Annotated in this window: 2 protein-coding genes; one reads left to right on the top strand and one right to left on the bottom strand. The window is 69.1% G+C overall.

Annotation, left to right across the window (positions count from 1 at the left end; all coding sequences use genetic code 11):
* Window positions 1-349 precede the first annotated feature (349 nt).
* Window positions 350-1,231, bottom strand: a complete 882-nt coding sequence (locus tag ACFY23_RS31745; RefSeq protein WP_350687346.1) for a helix-turn-helix transcriptional regulator — start codon at window positions 1,229-1,231, stop codon at window positions 350-352.
* Between the two features lie 210 nt (window positions 1,232-1,441).
* Here ACFY23_RS31745 and ACFY23_RS31740 point away from each other — a divergent pair, with 210 nt between their 5' ends.
* Entirely contained in the window at window positions 1,442-2,845 is a 1,404-nt protein-coding gene (locus ACFY23_RS31740; RefSeq protein ID WP_350687348.1) for a hypothetical protein, read from the top strand.
* Window positions 2,846-3,003: the final 158 nt, after the last annotated feature.

Raw genomic sequence — 3,003 nt, 5'->3', positions numbered from 1 at the left:
TCCGGCATCGCCCACCTCCACAACATCATCCTCGCCGGGTGACACCAGCACCGTTGCCAGGCAACGCCTTCACCGAGTTACGAGACGTCCTTTAGGGCGGCGGTCGGCGTGTCAAGGCATGCCTGAGACGTAAAGCAGCGGAGTTCCGATACAGAGGGTGGTCACCCTAAGACGCCCCGACACCTGGAGCCCCGCTGGTAATTCAGATTGCCATATCCCGGTCGGTGACCGTAGCCGCAGGGTGTTCGCGCCGGGTCATCTGGGCGAGCTGGCCCGGCTGCTTCCGTTCGAGATGGTCGATGATGTTCTGGCCGCGACCGGGCGCACGCAGTCCGGGCGGCTGCCCTGCTCACGATTCCGATATCCATCCCTGTCGCGCAGCCTGGACCCCGAGCTGGAACCGGGTCTGGGCGCCGAGCAGCGCCTGCATGCTCCTGATCCGGCGCCGCACAGTGCGCTCGCTGACGCCGAGCTCGCGACCGATCGCGTGGTCGGTGAGACCGGCCGCGAGGAGCGCCAGCATCTTCACGTCCTCCTCGCGTCCGGGAGCCGCGTCGCCGTCGGCGGAGATGGGAATCGCCTTGCTCCAGAAGGCGTCGAAGATCGCCTTCAGCGCTTGGAGCACCTGGGGAGCGTGGACCAGCATCCGGTCCGGCACCGGCCCGGCAGCCCCGGGCAACGAAACGCTCGCGGTCGTCTCGGTGAGGAACATGTTGACCGGCACACCCGGGAGCACTCGTGCGTGCTCACCAGCCTCGATGCACATGCGGGCGACGTCGAGGGCCTCGGGATCGGACAGCAGAGTGACGTCGTAGAGGGCGTTGACGGTCACGCCGCGGGCGAGCAGGTCGAGCAAGCCGGGCGCGACGGTGACCGGACGAAGGACCGGCCAACGGTTGAGGATGTCGAGCGAGTTCGCGTCGTGGAGGATCTGATGGAAGGCGGCGACTGATGCCGCGCCCCTCACGATCTCGACCGATGCCGCGCGTGCCGGCCGCTGTTGCCAGGCCCGCTCGAGGGACGCGGCCGTCTCGTGGGTGCGCGCCACTTTGTCCAGCCCCGACCTGATCAGGGCGTTCATCGGCACGAACGGAGACAGGGCCTCGACGCCATGTGCCGTACGTCGGACCAGTGCTGCCTCCTCGAGGATCGCGAGGTTGGCGTCGTCCTCCGGGTCACCGGCCTCCCACGGCATCGGGCCGGAGGCCACGAGACGGGCGTAGAGCTCCACGGCAGATCCGGTGGGGATGATCGGGCGGTCGTCCGCTCGTCGCGTTGACGCATCCACGCGCGAAGTCAAGCACAACCGGCCGTCCCACGGGGCGGTGCCCGGGCTCGTCCGGTTTCGGTCATGACCGGAGGTGGACGTCGCTGCCTATGGCCCCGGCGAACTCACCTGACGCATGGTGCTGTCATTCGACGAACCGAAGGAGTTTCACCGATGATCCGACGATCCCGCACCGTCGCGATGGCCGCAGCCACGGCCTGTGTGATGGGCATGTTGTGCACACCGACGGCGGCGACCGCGGCCGGCACGACCACGCACGCGGCCGACTACAACACAGCCAGTGAGTCGCCTGCCGGCGTGGCGAACCTGACCCCTGAGGCGCTGGCCGCGATCACGCACCCGGAGAGCCGCGAGGACCTCCGCACGCTCATGGATTTGGCCGAGGTCCCGGCCGGGACACGTGTGAAGCTGGACAGTGCACTCGCGCGTTTGTCCGACGCCCAGGTCGCGTCGATGCTGACGGCAGGGAGCCGGACGGGGGCGGGCGCGCACCTGCGCGGTCTCGTCGCCGCCGCCATCGACCCCGCGAACTATCAGTGCGACCGCACGCCCCTGGACGAGTACGTGTCGTCGCTGCTCTCCGAGGCCTCGCTGCCTGGGCTGGTCGGACTCCAGCTCATGCTCGCCCTGGGACTTCTCGACATCCAGACCTACGAAGGCCTTCTCTACGCCCACGCCCGGCCCAACACCTACGGCGACGACGACGAATACGCGCAGCCGCTCACAAAGGCCCTCCGCCAGGCGCAGGACTTCTGGGACGTGGACACCGACGACGTCATCCTGGGTGCCATGGACGCCGCGCTCTGGCAACGCATCGACGGTGACTCCGCCGAGGCACGAGCGGCCCGGCTACGAGCCGCGACCGCGTGGGCCACCTGGGGCAGAACGGTCAGGGGGCCCATCGACGTCGACGGGACCCCGATCGACGTCAACCTCGGTATGCAGATGCTGGCGGGATTCGAGGAACTCCTCAAACAACCCCACCAGTCCTTCCTCAAGCAGGGGCGAAGCGATCTGTTCACCCTGAACGCCTTCGCTTTCACCACCGAAGACGACCCGTATGCCCAGTCCGACCCCGACCTGCGGACGGTGTCGGACCGCATCATCTTCGGCCCGGGGATCCTGCACGCCAGCCAGGCGCTGGGGTTCGGTCAGATGGGCCCTCGCGGCATCCTCGCTCACGAGTTCATGCACCACGTCCAGTACGAGAACGACGTGGAATTCGCCGCCCCCGACCCGCTGGACCAGCCGGAAGCAACCCGGCGGACCGAGCTCATGGCGGACGCGGGCGCAAGCTACTTCGCAACCCACAAGCGTGGCCTCACGCTCAACGCGCAGCGCATGGCCGAGGTCGCCACATCGTTCTACGCCGTGGGTGACTGCTCCTTTGACAGCGACGGCCACCACGGCACGCCGGACCAGCGCCGCCGCGCGTCGTACTGGGGAAGGGACCTCGCGGCGCAGGAGCAGGTCCAGGGACACATTCTGCCCTCGGCCACGGTGATCACCCGGTTCGACGCCGCGTTGCCGGCCCTCGTCGCACCTGACGCCCAGTGAGGGAGCGACGGCAACACGGCTGTTGACGACCGACGAGCGCCCCGGGGGCGGGGGGGGGGGGCGGCCCGGCCCCCCCCCCCCCCCGGGGGGCGCCCCCGCCCCCCCCCCCGCCCCCCCCCCGCCCGCCGTCCAAAGAACCAGTTACATGGCGAAACAGG

This window comes from Micromonospora sp. NPDC000121, assembly GCF_042899165.1.
Classification (GTDB): Bacteria; Actinomycetota; Actinomycetes; order Mycobacteriales; family Micromonosporaceae; genus Micromonospora.
The sequence above is the reverse complement of the archived record's forward strand: the minus strand, read 5'-3'. Positions and strand labels throughout refer to the sequence as shown.